The organism is Streptomyces sp. NPDC005070 (assembly GCF_053600395.1).
The window spans coordinates 88327-103748 of sequence record NZ_JBSFZS010000001.1 but is presented as its reverse complement, the minus strand read 5'-3'; the positions used below and the strand labels follow the sequence as shown (position 1 = coordinate 103748).

The 15422-nt window shown below is 71.4% G+C and carries 16 protein-coding genes; 7 read left to right on the top strand and 9 right to left on the bottom strand.

Annotated features, from left to right (window positions below; genetic code table 11):
* Positions 1-96: 96 nt before the first annotated feature.
* Both ACWEBX_RS00495 and ACWEBX_RS00490 read right to left on the bottom strand, forming a co-directional pair.
* Positions 97-759: an MBL fold metallo-hydrolase gene (locus ACWEBX_RS00495; protein ID WP_451882700.1), complete on the bottom strand. Its 663-nt coding sequence runs from the start codon at positions 757-759 to the stop codon at positions 97-99.
* Positions 760-856: 97 nt separating this feature from the next.
* Positions 857-1606, bottom strand: coding sequence for a DUF2306 domain-containing protein (locus tag ACWEBX_RS00490; protein WP_451882699.1), 750 nt, complete (start codon positions 1604-1606; stop codon positions 857-859).
* Between the two features lie 145 nt (positions 1607-1751).
* On the opposite strand from ACWEBX_RS00490, the gene ACWEBX_RS00485 reads away from it, so the two are divergent.
* Positions 1752-2327 (top strand): TetR/AcrR family transcriptional regulator, encoded by a 576-nt coding sequence (locus tag ACWEBX_RS00485; RefSeq protein ID WP_451882698.1) that lies wholly within the window; start codon positions 1752-1754, stop codon positions 2325-2327.
* Positions 2328-2342: 15 nt separating this feature from the next.
* On the opposite strand, the gene ACWEBX_RS00480 is transcribed toward ACWEBX_RS00485, so the two are convergent.
* Genes ACWEBX_RS00480 through ACWEBX_RS00465 form a run of 4 tightly spaced genes read right to left on the bottom strand, consistent with a single transcriptional unit; the run spans position 2343 to position 5462 of the window.
* The gene (locus ACWEBX_RS00480) at positions 2343-2954 is read right to left on the bottom strand and encodes a TetR/AcrR family transcriptional regulator (RefSeq protein WP_451882697.1); all 612 of its coding nucleotides are present in this window, start codon (positions 2952-2954) and stop codon (positions 2343-2345) included.
* A complete protein-coding gene (locus ACWEBX_RS00475; RefSeq protein ID WP_451882696.1) occupies positions 2951-4204 on the bottom strand; it encodes an alpha/beta hydrolase family protein in 1254 nt (417 codons plus the stop codon). The genes ACWEBX_RS00480 and ACWEBX_RS00475 overlap by 4 nt, the downstream gene beginning before the upstream one ends.
* On the bottom strand, positions 4201-5040 hold the full coding sequence (locus ACWEBX_RS00470) for an NmrA family NAD(P)-binding protein (RefSeq protein WP_451882695.1): 840 nt from the start codon (positions 5038-5040) through the stop codon (positions 4201-4203). Before ACWEBX_RS00470 ends, ACWEBX_RS00475 begins: the two co-directional genes overlap by 4 nt.
* Positions 5040-5462 carry a nuclear transport factor 2 family protein gene (locus ACWEBX_RS00465; RefSeq protein WP_451882694.1) on the bottom strand — a complete coding sequence of 141 codons (423 nt, stop codon included), beginning with the start codon at positions 5460-5462 and terminating at the stop codon, positions 5040-5042. The genes ACWEBX_RS00470 and ACWEBX_RS00465 overlap by 1 nt, the downstream gene beginning before the upstream one ends.
* A gap of 295 nt (positions 5463-5757) precedes the next feature.
* Between ACWEBX_RS00465 and ACWEBX_RS00460 the strand changes: the two genes are divergently transcribed.
* A complete protein-coding gene (locus tag ACWEBX_RS00460) occupies positions 5758-5922 on the top strand; it encodes a hypothetical protein (protein ID WP_451882693.1) in 165 nt (54 codons plus the stop codon).
* A gap of 44 nt (positions 5923-5966) precedes the next feature.
* Here ACWEBX_RS00460 and ACWEBX_RS00455 read toward each other — a convergent pair whose 3' ends face one another.
* Complete coding sequence (locus ACWEBX_RS00455) at positions 5967-6509, bottom strand: SRPBCC family protein (protein WP_451882692.1); 543 nt, start codon at positions 6507-6509, stop codon at positions 5967-5969.
* Between the two features lie 135 nt (positions 6510-6644).
* Between ACWEBX_RS00455 and ACWEBX_RS00450 the strand changes: the two genes are divergently transcribed.
* From ACWEBX_RS00450 to ACWEBX_RS00430, 5 genes are all read left to right on the top strand, one after another.
* Positions 6645-7601 carry an MmyB family transcriptional regulator gene (locus ACWEBX_RS00450; RefSeq protein WP_451882691.1) on the top strand — a complete coding sequence of 319 codons (957 nt, stop codon included), beginning with the start codon at positions 6645-6647 and terminating at the stop codon, positions 7599-7601.
* A 178-nt stretch (positions 7602-7779) separates the two neighbouring features.
* Positions 7780-8745, top strand: coding sequence for an SMP-30/gluconolactonase/LRE family protein (locus tag ACWEBX_RS00445; RefSeq protein WP_451882690.1), 966 nt, complete (start codon positions 7780-7782; stop codon positions 8743-8745).
* A 12-nt stretch (positions 8746-8757) separates the two neighbouring features.
* Entirely contained in the window at positions 8758-9663 is a 906-nt protein-coding gene (locus ACWEBX_RS00440) for an MBL fold metallo-hydrolase (RefSeq protein ID WP_451882689.1), read from the top strand.
* Between the two features lie 94 nt (positions 9664-9757).
* On the top strand, positions 9758-11215 hold the full coding sequence (locus tag ACWEBX_RS00435; RefSeq protein WP_451882688.1) for a carboxylesterase/lipase family protein: 1458 nt from the start codon (positions 9758-9760) through the stop codon (positions 11213-11215).
* A gap of 576 nt (positions 11216-11791) precedes the next feature.
* Positions 11792-12139, top strand: a complete 348-nt coding sequence (locus ACWEBX_RS00430; RefSeq protein WP_451882687.1) for an ANTAR domain-containing protein — start codon at positions 11792-11794, stop codon at positions 12137-12139.
* A gap of 75 nt (positions 12140-12214) precedes the next feature.
* Here the strand turns inward: ACWEBX_RS00430 and ACWEBX_RS00425 are convergent, their stop codons facing one another.
* Positions 12215-12892: a GAP family protein gene (locus tag ACWEBX_RS00425; RefSeq protein ID WP_451882686.1), complete on the bottom strand. Its 678-nt coding sequence runs from the start codon at positions 12890-12892 to the stop codon at positions 12215-12217.
* A gap of 176 nt (positions 12893-13068) precedes the next feature.
* Positions 13069-15126, bottom strand: coding sequence for a SpoIIE family protein phosphatase (locus ACWEBX_RS00420; RefSeq protein WP_451882764.1), 2058 nt, complete (start codon positions 15124-15126; stop codon positions 13069-13071).
* Positions 15127-15422 lie beyond the last annotated feature (296 nt).

The window sequence follows — 15422 nt, the reverse complement described above, 5'->3', positions numbered from 1 at the left end:
CTTCCTCGTACGGGGGCTGGTTGGGACCGACCGCGACGACGCCCGGGACGCTTCGGCGGCCCGGGCGACGTGCGTGAGGCGGAGCGGGGAAGGGGCTCAGCTCGTCTGGAGCGAGGCGACAGACGGTGCCGTGAGGTGGCCGCCGTGGCCGACGTAGACGGTGGTCGGGGCGTGGCCGGCGATGACGCGCATGCTGTGCGCGGCGGCGTCCAGGTCGGTGGCGAACATGGGCTTGCGGGCGGTCCGGGCACGCATGATGCCGCCGGATAGAGCGTCGCCGGCCACGATGCTGTGGTCGGGGAGCAGGACGCAGACGGAGCCGGGGGTGTGGCCGGGGGTCACGAAGGACCGTCCGATTCCCCCGTGGCGGGCCAGGTCTTCCTCGTCTCCGAGGATGATGTCGGGCTCGATGGCCGGGATTTCGGTCTTGGCCAGCATGACCTTCATCAGGCGCGGCACCAGGCTGGTGGGGTGGAGGTCGACGCGGCCGCCGCGGCGGAGCTGGTCGGCGTCGTCGCGGTGGATGGCGATGGGCGCTCCGGTGGCGGCGCGCAGGTCGAGGGCGGAGCCGCTGTGGTCGGCGTGGTGGTGGGTGAGCAGGATGAGGTTGACGTCGGTGGGGCGCAGGCCGGCGTCCGCGATCTGCTGGAGCATCGCGGGGGCTCGTCCGGCGACGCCGGTGTCCACGATCATGGCTCCGTTCTCGTCGGTGACGAGGAACGCGGACGAGACGAGGTTCTTGACGGTGTAGACGCTCATGACTTCTCCCGGGCAGGTGGGGTTGGCGGAGCAGGTGGGCAGATGGGTCGTTTCGGTATGCGGGGCGGTGTGCGGCCGGGCCGGGTCGTGCTTTGGGTCATCCACCGGGGGCCGCGGACCGTGCGGGCGGCGCGGTGAGGTGCAGGGCCGTCAGGCCGCGGCGGCGGATCATGAACTCGGCGGCGACGATGTTGGGCAGCCAGCACAGGAAGGGCAGGGGGGCGTAGGCCTCCGCGAGGATCGCGGGGAACGGGTCCGGTCCGTGGGCGAAGGGCACCTGGGCGAGGATCAGCACGCCGAACCACAGTCGCAGGGTGACGGCCGCGTAGGTGAGTGCGAAGTTGCGGATCATCCAGGCCTGGTGGCTGGGGACGTCCCGTTCGCGGATGGCGCGGTAGCCGCGCCATGCGGTCCATCCCCACAGCACGGCCAGTGAGCCGAAGCCGAAGAAGCCCAGCAGGCCCACCGAGCTGAACATCGACACCACGAACGCGGAGACCGAGCCGAGCGCGACGCTGACCAGGTACGCGCGGCCGATGCCCCGGTGGACCCGTACGCGGCGGGTGCGCAGCCGCCGGGGGAACTGCCACGGTCCCAGGGCCAGTGCCAGCCCGGCCGTCACGATGTGGACGTAGAAGGCCGCGCGGATCACCGGCGCCTGGGAGGCGTAGCTGTCGGCGAGGCCGACGTGCCGGTTCGCGAGGGCATCGAGCGTGCCCTGCGCGTACTGGCCCGTGAAGTAGCCGGCGATCGCCAGCGAGGAGAGGGCCACCCAGGCCCAACTCCACTGCGAACGCCTCCGCCGGGGTGGGGCTTTGGCGGTTGCGGGAGGTGCGGTGGAAGTCATCCGAACTCCTCGGGTCCTCATGCCGCTCCGATGTGAACGGCTCTAACATAGCAGCCAATGTTAGAATCAGTAACATGCATTCGATGCAGTTCTCCGCGCCCGCCGACACTCTGACGGCGGGCGCGGCAAGTAGGGAGGAGCAGCGGTGACACGCGCGACCTACCACCACGGCGCACTGCGGCAGGCGCTGATCGACGGGGCCCGAGAGATCCTCACCGAGCGGGGGCACGAGCAGTTCAGCCTCAACGAGGTCGCCCGCCGGGCCGGCGTGAGCACCGCGGCGCCCTACCGCCACTTCAGCGGCAAGGACGAACTGCTCGCCGCCGTGTCCGACCAGGGGTACGCCACCTTGCGCGGAAGCCTGGAGAAGGCGGCGGCAGGCGCGGACGATGCCCGTGAGCGGCTGTTGTCTCTGGCCGGGGCGTACGTGCGCTTCGCACACGATCATCCCGACCTGTTCGTCACCATGTTCCGCAGTCGGCCGGACGGAGAGCCGGTCGGTCACGACTCCTTCGAGGTGCTCCTGAGCTCCGTCGTCGACGCCCAGGCGGCCGCGCTCATCCCCGCCGGGCCGTCATCGGAGCTGATGGCCAGGTCCATCTGGGCCACCCTGCACGGCTTGGCGGTGCTCAGCCTGCGCCGGCCCCACCAGCGGTTCGGCATGGACGAACCTCCCGAAGACCTCGCGGCCGCCACCCTGTCGGCGATGTTCGGGCTGTAGCCGTGGAGCGGTTGCTCAGGCCTCGGCGCGCGCACGGCGCCCGGGTGTGCCCGAGCTGCCGCCGAGGACGCTGTCGACGTGGGTCGTGAGTGCGGCCCGCAGGTCGTCGGAGGTCATCTTCTGGTGGTCGATCAGGTGGGCGACGAGGTCGGCGCGGACGGCGGCGAGCAGCGCGTGAGCGGTGAAGTCCGCGTCGTGGACACCGGGCACTTCGGCCAGTTCCGTGCGCAGGGTCTCGTGCCACCAGCCGTAGTGTTCGGCCTGGTAGGGGCTGCTGAGTCCGGCGTCCTCCGCGGCCGACATCAGGTTCCGGTTGTCGATCTTGAAGCTCAGCAAGGCGTCGAGAAGCTCCCGCACGCGCCGGTGCGGTGAGGACCCGGCCGCATCCTGAGCGTCCCGTACGGCTTGTTGCAGGGGTTCGAGGCGGGATGCGATGACGGCGGCGATCAGGCCGGCGCGGTCGCCGAAACGGCGGAAGAGAGTGCCCTTGCCCACGCCCGCGGCCGCCGCGATGTCGTCCATCGACACGCTGTGGGGGCTGCTGCTGGCGGCGAAAAGGCCATCGGCGGCAGCCAGGACGGCCTCTCGGTTGCGCAGGGCGTCCGCGCGCTCCGGGCGCTGGGTCATGGATCCTCCGTGGTCTTCGGCCCGTCCGCGGCGTGGCGTCCGTCCGGCTGGAGCGTGTCGTCGAGCCAGTCGAAGATACGCGCTGCGGCGAGGCGGATCGCGCCGGGGTGACAGTGGGCGTCGGCTCCTTCCTCCTCGGTGAACGTCAGGAGCGTCTTGGGTGCGGTGAGCTGCCGGTACAGCTTGCGCGGATCGGATTCCCCGGCGGCGGAGTAGTAGAGGTCGTCGGCCGCCTCGCACACCAGCACGGGGCAGGTGATCTTCGCGGCGCTGCCGTCCTTGAAGCCGTAGCGGGCGTACTCGGCGAGGAACGCCCGGTCGGTCGGGGTCTTCGTGACGTAGCGGCCGTGGTCGAAGGCCCAGCGCAGGATCGGGCTCCGCACACGGGCGTGGGCGAGCATGCGGTCCAGTTCCTCGTCCTGGTCGGCTGCCGCGCGCCGGACCGCTTCCTCGTGCGGCATCGGGAGGTGTGCTGTGAGGGCGGAGACGGCGTCGAAGACTCCGTCGAGGGCGACGACGGCGGCGAGGCGGGGCTCGTAGGCGGCCGCCCGGGGCGCGAGGTATCCGCCGAGGCTGACGCCGAGGAGCGCGATGCGGGCAGGATCGACGCCTGGGTCCCGGGTGAGGAAGTCCAGGACGGGGCCGACCACGTTCTCCCGGTCCGGCCGGAAGGCCGGCCCGCCGAGGTGGATGGCCGCGGGCTGCCCGGGGCCGTCGAAGGCGAGGACGTGGTAGCCGCGTTCCTGTCCGGCGGGTGCGCCGAAGAAGTGCAGTTCCTCGGCGGCGCCGTCGAACCCGTTGTGCATGACCAGCGTCGGCCCCGGGCCTTCTCCGGCCGCTCGGTAGAAGTAGCCGTGCAGGACGGTGTCCTCGTACGGGATCTCGACGGGCGTGACACCGGGCAGGTGGGCGACGGCGTCACGGAAGCAGACGACGCCGCGCTCGTAGGCGTGGTCGATGCGCGGGTCTTCGGGGTTTCCGTGGAGGAAGAACTCGGCGGCCCGGTAGTAGCTGGAGGCGCGCAGCAGTCCGTCGCGCGCGCTGACCGGGCGGGCCGCTCGCGCCTCGGTCTCCAGACGCCGGGCGGTGGACAGCCAGGCATCGTGCCAGCCGTCGTAGTCGCCGGACGTGATGCGCGAGGCGGTGGCGATGACCTCGCCGACGTCAGAGCCGCCGTACGCGGCGAGACCGAGATTGCGCAGCGTCTCGAACCAGAACGCCGGATCGTCCTGGAACATCAGCTGCTTCATCGGACTTCCCGCTCGACGAACGCGCGCAGCGTCCCCGCCGGGCGGCCGGCGACGCGCTGGACGGTGTCGGTGGTGCGGTTCTCCGCGCCGCCGGCGATGGCGCGGTCCATGCCGGCCAGCATGGTGGCGAACTCCAGCGGTATCTCGGCCGCCCACCGGTCGCGCAGCTCCTCGAAGGTCAGGTGTCGGTGCTCGACTGGCCGGCCGGTGACCTCGGTGATGATCGCGGCGACATCGTCGTAGCTCAGCGCCTCGGGCCCGGTCAGGAGCAGGTCGGTGTCGGGGGCCTGCTCGTCGGTCAGGGCGCGCACTGCGACGGCGGCGATGTCACCGGCGTCGATGAACCCGACGCGGCCGTCTCCCGAGGCGGTCAGGATGGCGCCCTCCTCACGGATGCTGCGCGCATGGGGGGTGCGGCCGGCAAAGTTCTGCATGAACCAGGACGGGCGCAGCACCGCCCACTCCCGGAACAGGCCGGGCAGTTCCTCGTGGACCTGCCCGACCGCCGGGCCGCCCGCGGGGATCGCGGAGGAACTGAGCAGCACCGCGCGGCGCACGCCCCTCGCGCGGGCCTGCCGCAGAAAGGGCAGCATGACCGCGGCCGGGTCGGAGGATCCGATAGGCGGGACGAGGTAGCCGCGATCGACACCGTCCAGGGCCGCGTCCCAGGTCGCGGGCTCGTTCCAGTCGAAGCGGACGGCCTGCGCGCCGTCGACCGGGGTGGCCTTGCGGCTGGCGGCCTTGACGCGGTGGCCCTCGGCGGCCAGTTGGGCGGTGACGCGGCTGCCAGTGGTGCCGGTGGCCCCGATGACCAGGGTGGCGCTGGTGGTAGTCATCAATTCGCTCCCACGAAATCGGCGCCGGGCTGCTGGACGGCCAGGGGATTCCAGTAGTCACGGTAGGAAGTGATGAGCCCGTCCCTGACCGTGACCACGGCGATGTAGGTCATGTCGAAGGGGCTGTCGGTCTCCACCAGGCGTCCGACCCCGCGCATCTCCACCACGACAGTCTCCGGCGCGGCGGTCTGGTGGACCGTCACCTCGGGGAAGTCGTGCAGGTCGACGTGGTCGGGGTAGTGGCGCATGTACGCGCCGACCGCAGCCTTGCCCTCCAGCCGTACGGGCCAGCCCTCCGGCGCGAAGGGGAACTCCAGGACACCGTCCTCGTCCCACAGGTCCACCCAGCCCGCGATGTCCTTCTCCAGCAGCAGTCGCAGACCGTGGCGGTACAGCTCCGCGGCTGTCATCGGCATTGTCATGATCAAGCCTTCCATCCTGTTCGAACACACAGTGTTCGCGGCCCTGTGGGTACGGCCATTCGCCATGGGGCCGACAGCAGACAGGCGTGATGCTCCCCATGGCAGGCCACCCGACAAGGCGGGGCCCCCAAACGAAGCGGACCGGCGGTCCGCATACGGACGACTATACGGACCGCCAGTCCGCTTTTCAAGACCAGGCATGTGGCTGCCGTCTGACATCGGTCGCGTTTCATAGGGTCGCGCTGTGGACGACGAGGACGGCGCGGAGGCATGAACCGCCCTGCCGAGCAACACCGTGCGCCCGTTCCTGTCGCTGCTGGGCGGATCGAACGCGCTGGGCGCGACCCAGGGCGGCCGGCGCATCCTGAAGGCGGTCCGCCTCCTCCCGGCGCTGTCGCGGCGGCGGGTCAAGGAGCGTCCGCTGCCGCCGCGCGAGGTCAGCCGGGATCCAAGCGCTTGACGCCAACGGTCGTACCGATCATCTTCACCGGCCGCGCGCATCTGTCAGGTTGGTATACCGGGGGTCATCCCGTCTGTCCCGCAGTCCCCGGCGAAGTACTGGGCCATGGATGCCAGGGTGACCTCCACGCTGTCCGCCATGTAGCGGCGCAGGTCGTCCAGGTCGGCGCGGGTGGTGCCCAGGACCGGGTCGAGGTGCAGGAGTTGCCAGGACTGCCGGACGATCGTGCCGCGGCCTTGGGGGTGGAAGGTCCAGTCCCACTGCACGATGCCGTTCTCGGTGCCGCCGACGACGAACCCGAACGCGGCCGCGGGGTCGGCTCGTACGACCTGGGAGCGGGTGGTCCACTCCCGTCCGTCCTTGCGGTTGTGGCCGCTGAACCAGGCCCCGACCCGGGGTCCGGCGTCGTGGTCGTAGGCGGCGTCGGTCGCGTTGGGGCTCCAGCGGCTGATCGAGGACACGTCGCCGACCAGGCGGTAGACGCGGGCGGGTGGGGCGTCGACCCAGGTGCGCCTGGTGAACGCGTAGGCGGCCGGGTCCAGGGAGTCGAAGGTTGCAAGGGCGTCGGGTCGGGGGGTGGTACTCACGGGGGTGCTCCTCGTTGGGCAGGCTGATCGGTCTGCATCCACTTCAGCGGCCGTGCGGCTCGGGAACCAGACCCGCTCGTGCCTATTCACAGCTGGGGCAGGCTGGGTGTCCGCGAGGCGTTGATACTCGGAGCCATGAACGGAAAATCGCAGCTCGGGGAGTTTCTGCGGACGCGGCGTTCCCAGCTGCGCCCCGAGGATGCCGCAGTGCCCACCTACAACGAGCGCCGGCGCGTGTCCGGACTCCGGCGCGAGGAGCTGGCGTTGTTGGCGGGTGTGAGCGCCTCCTACTACACGCGGCTGGAGCAGGGCCAGTCGCAGAGCGCCTCACCTGAGGTGTTGGACGCGATCGCCGGGGCGCTGCGGCTGGATGACTCCGAGCGGCGGCATCTGCACGACCTGGCCCGGGCGGACCGGCACCGGCCGCGGGCCCTGCGGCCCGCGCCGGAGCGCGTGAGCGAGGCGGAACGGCAGTTGCTGGACGTCCTGTCGGACGTACCGGCGGTCGTTCTCGGCCTGCGCAGTGACGTGCTGGCGTGGAACCGGCTGGGACACGCCCTGTTCGCGGGGCATCTGGACCCCAGGGCCCCGGAGATCGCGGGGCAGCGTCCCAATATGGCCCGCCTGGTGTTCCTCGACGGTCATACCCGCGAGCTGTACGCGAATTGGCCGAGCAAGGCCAGGGCCGTGGTGGGGAACCTGCGGCTGGTGGCGGGCCGCCATCCGCAGGACGCGGCACTGCACGCGCTGGTGGGTGAACTGAGTTCGACGAGCGCGGAGTTCGCCACGATGTGGGCGGACCACCGGGTCAGGGCGTGCACCGTCGCCGCCTATGCGATGCGCCACCCGCTGGTCGGCGCGGTGGACGTCATCCAGCAGACCTTGAGCCACGGAGCGGGCCCCAGCGTCGTCGTGGCCACCACCGAGGCGGGCTCCCCTTCGCGTGCGGCGCTGGCCTTGCTGGGGCAGGCCACCGCGCAGGCCGGGCCGGGACAGGAAACCGTCCCATCTGCCCGGACCGCTCCGCCGGCGTCCGTTCCGACCAACCCGGCCGGTCCCGCGCGACCAGGCCCCCGTACTGCCGCCGACTGATCCGCGTACTACGGGCACCAGGCGCTGTTTCTGCCCGCACCCGGCTCCCCGCTGCCCGGACGGCGGCCGGTGGACGCCGCCCGTGGCCACGCGCCTTCTTGTCGGCCCGGCCCACAGCACACTTCCCCGCATGCGTCGGCGTGTGGCTGCCGCATGCCCGAAAACGACTGAAGGAACCATGACCAAGAAACTCTCCCCTCTCGCCGCCACGGTGGCCGCCCTGGCCGCTGTGGCAGGGGTCGCGCTCGGACCCTCCCAGGCATCGGCCGCCTCCCCGACGCTGAGCGACGCGCGGATCGCCGCGCACTTCGACCTGGCCAAGGGCCGGACACCGGAGAACATCGCCTTGGCCCCGGACGGCGACGCCTACGTCACCTTCGCGGTCGGCCGCCAGGTCGCCAGGATCTCCGCCCACGGCGGCACCCGAATCCTGGCCACCCTGCCGGCGCCGGCCGACGGCGGCATCCACACCCCGGTCCTGGGCTTCGCCCTGACCACTGGCATCGTCCGCGCCCATGACGGCACCCTCTACTTCCTGTATGCCACGGGAACCCCCGACCTGACCGGGGTGTGGCGCCTGCACCCGGGCGGCCGGCCGCAGCGGATCGCCGCGCTTCCCGCAGGCGGCCTGCCCAACGGCCTGGCGCTGGACGCACGCACCCGCACCCTTTACATCACCGACTCCGTCCTCAACACCATCTGGCGCGTCCCCACCCGAGGCGGGACACCCACCGCCTGGTCCACCGCGCCCGAACTGGCCTCCAGCGGCTTCCTCGGCGCCAACGGCCTGAAGATCCGCGACGGCGAGATCTGGGCCACCAACTTCGACCGGGGCACCGTCCTGCGCATCCCCGTCCTGCGGGACGGGCGGGCCGGCAGCGTCCGTACCGAGGCGAGCGGGCTCACGGGGATCGACGACTTCGCCTTCACCGGTCGCGGCGACCAGCTCCTCGCCACCCTCAACGGCTCCAGCCAGGTTGCGCTGGTACGGCCCGGCGGCAGCCACACGATCGTGCTGAGCCCGGCCGACGGCCTGCAGAACCCCACGTCCATCGCCCTGCGCGGCAACACCGCCTACGTGCTGAGCGCCGCGTACGTCACCGCCAAGGACCCCAACCTGCTCCTCGCCCGCCTCAACAAGTAACGGAGAAAGACCATGCAGGACACACACGAGATCGCCCTCGGCGCTGTCACCGTCACCCGCATCGAGGAGATGCACGGTCCGATCATGCCCGCGGACCAGTTCTTCCCGGACCTTCCCGAGCAGGCGTGGAAGGAGCACCGCGCCATGCTGGTCCCCGACCACCACAGCCCCGATGACGCCATGGTCCACATCGCCATGCAGACCTGGCTGCTGCGCAGCGGCGGCCAGACCATACTGATCGACACCGGCATAGGCAACGACAAGGCCCGCCCGGCCGTGGGCGCGTGGGACCATCTGCACCTCGACTACATCGGCAACCTCGCCCGCGCCGGCGTACGACCCGAGGATGTCGACCTGGTGGTCAACACCCACCTCCACGTCGACCACGTCGGCTGGAACACCCGCCTGCTCGACGGCGCCTGGGTTCCCACGTTCCCCAACGCCACCTACCTGATGCCGAAGGCGGACTTCGAGTTCTTCAACCCGGACAACAACCCCGGCATCGCCGGCGGAGTCAACGAGAACGTGTTCGAGGACAGCCTCGCCCCGGTGCACGCCGCCGGCCAGGTCAAGCTGTGGGAGGGATCCCACACGATCGACGCGCACCTGCGCCTGGAGGCGGCCCCGGGCCACACCCCCGGATCCGGCATCGTCAAGCTGGCCTCCGGAAACGACCGGGCCCTGTTCGCCGGTGATCTGCTGCACAGCCCGCTCCAGATCACCCACCCGGATCACAACAGCTGCTTCTGCCAGGACCCGGCCCAGTCCCGCACGACCCGACGGGCCCTGCTCGGCTGGGCCGCCGACACGGGCGCCCTCGTACTGCCGGCCCACTTCAGCGGCCACAGCGCCCTGGAAGTCCAAGACACCGGCAAGGGCTTCGCCATCAAGGGCTGGGCACCGTTCACCCGGTACTGACACCGGATCTCGAGCAGCCCTACGACAAGCCGCCGCCCCAGGCCCGCCGGGGCGGCGGCGCCCCCGAGACATCCGGCGGCGAGGAGACACCCACGTGACACCACCCGACTTCGTCATCATCCCCACCACTCGCGGCCCGGTCCGAGGCCGCCGCCACGAACACGGTGCCGTCTACCTCGACGTGCCCTACGCCGCTGCGCCCGTCGGTCGCGAGCGATTCACCGCACCGCGCCCGCACCCCGCGTGGACCGAGGTGCGAGACGCGACACGGCCGGGGCCGACCGCGCCCCAGCCCGTCCGGGACGCCTTCGGCACCCTCGACATGTCCCCCTACTTCGGCCCGGGCTGGCAGCGCGGAGAGGACTACCTCACCATGAACATCTGGGCCCCGCGGACGGACGGCCCAGGACGGCGGCCGGTCATGGTGTTCGTCCACGGCGGAGGCTTCGTCGCCGGATCCAACCGCGCACCGCTCCACGACGGCACCACCTTCGCCCGCGACGGCGTGGTCCTGGTCACCGTCAACTACCGCCTGGGCATACCCGGCTTCCTGCACCTGCCCGACGCGCCGGACAATCGCGGCATGCTCGACGTCCTCGCCGCCCTGCGATGGATCCGCGACAACATCGACCGCTTCGGCGGGGACCCCTCCAACCTCACCCTCTTCGGCCAGTCCGCAGGAGCCGTCATCGTCGGCGGCATCCTCGCCGATCCCGCCGCATCCGGCCTGGTGCGGCGGGCCGTCATCCAGAGCGGCACCGGCACCGGAGCCCTCACACCCGACCAGGCCGACATCGTCACCCGCAAGGTCGGACGCGAACTGGGCACCGAGCCCACGGCCACAGCCCTTGCCGACACCGCCGATGCCCGTCTCGTCGCCCTCCTGCCCCGCCTGGGCGAGCTGGATCTGCGCACGCCCACCCGACACCACCCGCTGGGCGGCATCACGCCCTTCAGCCTGGTCGCCGAGGAACACCCCGCCACGGTGCTGGCCACGCGAGGAAGCGGCACCGACCTGCTCATCGGCTCCAACCTCGACGAAGGCAGCCTCTACCTCGCCCCGCTCGGCTTCCTGGCAGGCAGCACCGAGGCCGACCTCCGTACCACCGCGGCGCAATTCCAGTCCGGTCCGGGCTGCACCCCCCAGGACGCCGTACGCGAGTACCGGGCACGGCACCCGAACGCCACCACCGCTGAACTGCGCACCATCATCCTCAGCGACGGGCTCTTCACCACCGGCACCCGACGAATGGCCGCCGCACACGCCCACGCCGCAACCGGGCGCACCTACCGCTACGAGTTCGCCTGGCGCTCCGACGCGCTGGACGGACAACTCGGCGCGAGCCACGTGATGGAACTGCCCTTCGTCTTCGACCGCCTCTCACTGCCCTCGCTCCACGGCCCCCAAGCCCTCCTCGGCACCACCCCTCCCCCCGACGCCCTGGCCCGCCACATCCACCAGTCATGGATCCGCTTCGCCGAAACCGGCACCCCCGGTTGGCCCGAACACCAGCCGTCAAAAGAACACGTCGAGTACCTCGGAGCCGACTGAGACCCGCAACCTGGTGGTGGAGCGGCACCGGCCGGAGAGCCCGACCGGCGAAGCCGGGGCACCCGGGCACCAGCCTTGTCTGCCGCTGGCCGAAGCCTTGGCGCATGGACCCGCGGCTCCGGACGACAGCCCGCCATTGCCAACAAGCTCCTGGCACCGGGGTGGGCATGGTCGACCGGCTGCGCGACGCGCTGAGCAGCCGGGGCAAGCTCGGCCGAGCGCGATCACGCCGAGCCGGCACCACGAACCCATGACGACCTGGCCGCCCGTACGACATCTCGTGATCGCGCGGGCGGCCGGCGTGAGTACCGCCCCTCAGGCGACGAGCGCACGCCCCTGTTCCCAGCCGGCCGACGGCGGCGCGATGTGGCCCAGCCCTCGGCGGCGAGATGGGATGCGACACAGCCGCCGCTGTCGGCGAGCCGGTCCTCCCCGGGCTGTCTGAACCGATCGGCCGGAGTGATCCACGTCTCTCGATGACCCGGACGGAGCTTTCACCCGCCGTATCCGGGCATGCGGGCAGGGACACGGGCAAGCGGACAATTCCTTACCGGATACCAGACCGCGGAGGACACGGTGACTGGGGGCGACGAGGTGGACTCGACCTCTTCGACGTCGTTGGAGGCAGGCGTCACGGCGCGTGTGAGGGAGCTGGAGGGCGAGAACATCCAGCTCCAGGAGGCGCTGCGGTCGCACGCCGTGGTGGACCAGGCGATCGGCGTCGTGCTGGCCCTGGGCGGGCTCACGCCGCACGAGGGGTGGGACGTGCTGCGGGCCATCTCGCAGCGGACGAACGTCAAGCTGCGGAGCGTGGCGGAACTGCTCATCGAGTGGGTCCGGACCAAGGAGCTCCGCGCCGACATCCGCGCGGAGCTCGAGCGGCAGCTCGCACGGATCCCCGCACACCGGCAGGCGGACAGGTGACTCCGTCGCCGGCCTCACGAACGGTGGTCCCCTTGCCGGGCCGTCGCCGGCCGTCGGCCGAGTCCGGTGGAGGGCTCAGCGGCCGAGCCCGGACAGTCCGTCACCCAGGACGCCGGCGCCCAGGAGCAGCAGCACGATCACCGTGATCACGGTGCTGTTGGTGACCATGAACTCTCTGATGGTGTCCAGGAACGACGCGGCGCGCTGTCCTCCGGCGAGATGGAGGGCGACGGCGCCGAGGACAGTGCACGAGGCGACGAGGACGTAGACGGCGACGGCCGCGACGAGACCGACGTCGTGCACCCCGGCTTCGACGATCGACGTGGTGGCCGACGCGGTCAGGACGAGGTTCTTGGGGTTGGCTCCCGAGAGGAGGGCGCCGAGGAGCAGCGCCCGTCCGGCGGTGGCGTCCTCGAGGGAGGCCATCCAGCGTGGCTGTTCCGCCTGCTCACCGGCGCGCGGACGGCTCCACCACGTGCGCACCCCGAGCACGATGAGGGCTCCTCCGGCGAGGACCCGTCCCCAGTCGGCGACCGCCGACGAGGTGCTGTCGGGGTCGTCGGCCCCGCCGAAGAGCAACGCGATGAGCGTGGCCGCGATCGTGAGGCCGGTGATCCAGCCGACCGCGAACAGCGGGCCGTTGCGGCGGCCGTGCGTGCCGGACAGGATCAGGATGATCCCGATCAGAGGGAAGGGGCTGAGCGCGACCGCCAACGCGGCCGGCAGCATCGCCCCCATCGCCTGGCCGAGCACCGGCTCCCCTTCCACGTCGTACGACTGCCACGTCGCGCGACCGGGACCGCACGTTTCGCCGACGTCATCCCGATGCTGCCCCAGCGGGGGCCCACGTGCCTTCCGAACGCGCTGACGTCACCCGTCTGCGGAACGCGCGCGGGACGCGGGCCATCCCGACCGTTCGATCGCGGGCCTCAGGCTTGGCCGGCCTTCAGCAGCAGTACGGCGATGTCGTCGGTCGGCAGGCCGTGGGGCCAGGAGTGGTGGATGAGCTTGTCGACGAGTTCGGCGAGCCTCGACCGGCCCGCGAGGAGCTGCGCGAGCCCGCTGGTCATCCGGTCGAGGTCGGTGCCGTGCACTTCGACCAGTCCGTCGGTGTAAAGGGCGAGAATCGTCCCCGGGGGCATCCGGACCGTGGTGATCGGGTACGGGAGATCGACACCGATGCCGAGCAACGGACCCGGCTCGATCTCCAGCACACCGGGGCGTTCCCCGGGCCGGTGGAGCAGGGGTGGCACGTGGCCGGCGCTGGCCAGGCTCATCTGCCCGCGGGCGAGGTCGATGTGCGCGTACAGACAGGAGACGAGAAGGTCGGGTTCCAGGTCGGCGAGGACGCGGTTGGTGCGGGAGAGCACTTCGTCGGGCCGCGCGCCCGCGGTGGCGTGGACGGCCGTACGGACCTGTCCCATGAGGGCGGCGGCCGCCACGTTGTGGCCCTGGACGTCGCCGATGACGGCCGCCGCGGTCGTGTGGTCGAGCCGGATGAGGTCGTAGAAGTCGCCTCCCACGTCCATGCCGTGGCCGGCGGGGAGGTAACGGGCCGCCACCTCCAGACCACCGACCGTGGGCAGGCTGCGCGGGAGGAGTGCCTGCTGGAGCGTGTGGGCCAGGTCGAGCTTGGCGTCGTAGAGGCGCGCCCGGTCGAGGGCCTGGGCCACGAGGCCGCCCAGCGACGTGAGGATGGCCCGGTCGTCGGCCGTGAACATGTGGGGCCGGGCGTAGGTGAGGATGCAGCAGCCGACGGGGCGGCCGTCACTGATGAGCGGGAGGAAGGCCCAGGCCTGCTTACCGCTGATCCGGGGTGTGGCCGGATAGTTGTGGGCGAGTTCGTCGGGGTCCGAGAAGAACAGGGGAACTCCCCTGATCAGCGCCTCGCCCGCGGGCGTCAGGCTGGCTTGGATCGGAAGCCCGTCGAGGCTTTCGATGGTCCCCGGGTCGTAGCCGTGGTGGCCCATGATCCTGAGGCGTCCGGCGTCGGCCGCGGCCAGGACCATGCCGTCCGCCCCGAAGGCGGGCAGGATCTGGACGGCGATCAGGTCGACCACGTCCTGAACGCCGATCACGTCCGTCAGAGCCGCCGCCAGGTGCACGAGCTGGTACAGACGGCCGGCGGACGCCTCGGGCGCGGGTGAGGAGGGCGTACGGGGCGGGTCACCGGGCCCGGAACGGCGTGCCGTGACGCGGACACTGATGCCGCTGGAATCGGGGTGGAGACCGATGTCGAGCCAGGTGTCCGGCGGCCGCAGCACGGTGAAGGCGACGGACTCACGGCTGATGACCGCAGTGCGGTAGTGATCCTCGACCAGGACCTGGTCCATCCAGGGCAGCGACTGCCAGGGCCTGGTTCCCAGGAGCTGGCTGACGTGGCGGCCGAGGAGGGACGCTGCCCGGCTGGTGAGAAAGGTGATCCTGCCCTCCAGGTCGAGGGCGACGAAGCCCTCCGGCAGCCGTTCCAGGAGATCGGCGGGCGCGTGGGCGGACAGGGCGAAGCGCTCGGAGGCGCCGTCCACGGGGATCATGTGCGGCTCGTCCGGCGGCACGAACGCCCGGCCGGCGTTTTCCAGCACGCGAGCGACACGTCGGCCGTGCCCGGCGAGGTTTCCCCTCTCCCTGAGCGAGGCCCGGCCGGAGTGGCCGGCCGGCCACATCAGGAACAGCGCGCCCCAGCAGCGGCTGCGGCCGGAGAGCGGTGCCGCCGCGAAGGCGTAGCGGTAGGGCAGCGCCGCGGCGGTCTGCGGATAGGCCAGAGCCATCTCCTCCTGCGAACCGACCCACACCACACGGCTCTCACGGAACGCGTCACTGACCGGCACGGATGCCGTCACGGGCACCCGCAACCAGGACGCGGCGACTTCGCCGGAGAGCCCACACGCCACCTTCAGGCTCAGCAGCCGTCTGGTGTCGTCCACGAGGTAGATCCCGCCACCCGAGGCCCCGGTGCGACGGACGGCCACCGCGAGCGACTCCGCCAGCGGCTCGATACCGCCCGGCTTCCCGGCGCCGCTCGCCGCCTCGGCGCGGATCGCGTCCTCGGCATCGGCGCTGATCTGCTTCTTTGCCAGGATCGACTCCTCGGCGCGGCCCGGACTCACCCTCCTCGGGTTGGTCGACCTTCTCGGGTTGGTCGACACAGCGGCGAGCCTCCTCCGCAGCCACACTCGACGGTCCAGTTCGCGTGCCCCGGCATGCTCAGGGCGGCGCCGTTCTCCTACCGGCCTACCCGTCCGGCCACCACGTTCGCGCGATGTCCTTTCGGACCTCGGGACGC

Bases quoted from the DNA above. Each gene is read 5' to 3' on its own strand.
- ACWEBX_RS00495 (WP_451882700.1), bottom strand. From the start codon at position 759: ATGAGCGTCTACACCGTCAAGAACCTCGTCTCGTCCGCGTTCCTCGTC.
- ACWEBX_RS00490 (WP_451882699.1), bottom strand. From the start codon at position 1,606: ATGACTTCCACCGCACCTCCCGCAACCGCCAAAGCCCCACCCCGGCGG.
- ACWEBX_RS00480 (WP_451882697.1), bottom strand. From the start codon at position 2,954: ATGACCCAGCGCCCGGAGCGCGCGGACGCCCTGCGCAACCGAGAGGCC.
- ACWEBX_RS00475 (WP_451882696.1), bottom strand. From the start codon at position 4,204: ATGAAGCAGCTGATGTTCCAGGACGATCCGGCGTTCTGGTTCGAGACG.
- ACWEBX_RS00470 (WP_451882695.1), bottom strand. From the start codon at position 5,040: ATGACTACCACCAGCGCCACCCTGGTCATCGGGGCCACCGGCACCACT.
- ACWEBX_RS00465 (WP_451882694.1), bottom strand. From the start codon at position 5,462: ATGACAATGCCGATGACAGCCGCGGAGCTGTACCGCCACGGTCTGCGA.
- ACWEBX_RS00450 (WP_451882691.1), top strand. From the start codon at position 6,645: ATGAACGGAAAATCGCAGCTCGGGGAGTTTCTGCGGACGCGGCGTTCC.
- ACWEBX_RS00445 (WP_451882690.1), top strand. From the start codon at position 7,780: ATGACCAAGAAACTCTCCCCTCTCGCCGCCACGGTGGCCGCCCTGGCC.
- ACWEBX_RS00440 (WP_451882689.1), top strand. From the start codon at position 8,758: ATGCAGGACACACACGAGATCGCCCTCGGCGCTGTCACCGTCACCCGC.